General features: G+C 41.2%; 1 protein-coding gene. It reads left to right on the top strand.

Annotated elements, in window-relative coordinates; all coding sequences use genetic code 11:
- Positions 1 to 765: hypothetical protein (locus IEY40_RS20115; protein ID WP_188959366.1), on the top strand; the 765-nt coding region annotated here is incomplete at both ends.

Below are 765 nucleotides of genomic sequence, written 5' to 3'. Positions count from 1 at the left end.
TGCTAAAAGCGTATTGAACGACTCTGCTACAGGTTTAGGGGTTGTTCGATTAATCTCAGGCGATAATACTAATGGAACTTGGGAGGCCACATTAACCGTACCTAAAGGGGCGACAGCCGGTGAGTGGGGAGTATCTTTATTTCCACTGACAGATATTGCTGGAAACTCCACTTCGTTTGGACCGGGTAATCAATTCAACAACACATTTACTGTTACTAAGTTAAATGTAGCATTAACGCTATTGGAGTTTAGTGATGCTAATGGTGACCATATTTTTGATTTTATTGGATATTCTGCAACACCATTAAGCATTAGCATTACATTGTTCAATGGTATAGATTATAGCGTAATCAATCATTTTATAATTAACCATGCACTTCAAACTTCCAATATTATCATTCTAGACGATCGTGATGCCGATGGTATTAATGAGGTGGGGGTATTTGGTTTTGACGCCAATGCAAACCGATATCAACTCCAGGTCTATTCTGGGTTAACGGGGGTTAAACAAGATGTGTGGAATTGGCCAGCAACTCTAGGGGAGGTACAGTTTGAAGCATTAGCCGATTTAACTGGTGACGGCATACAAGAATATGCGATAAGCGGTGTGCATTTAGCAAATGGCACTCGCCAGTTAATGGTAAAAGACGGTGTGACTAAAGCGACTTATCAAACCTTTAAATGGCCCAATTTATGGGATGCTCCGCAGTTTGTTACCATGAGTGATGTCACCTTTGATAGTGTGCCAGAGGTTGCGCTTTATGG

Origin of the sequence: Shewanella ulleungensis, from assembly GCF_014648315.1 — a bacterium.
GTDB classification, from domain to species: Bacteria; Pseudomonadota; Gammaproteobacteria; order Enterobacterales; family Shewanellaceae; genus Shewanella; species Shewanella ulleungensis.
Note: the sequence above shows the minus strand (reverse complement) of the source record. Positions and strands in the feature narration are given on the sequence as shown.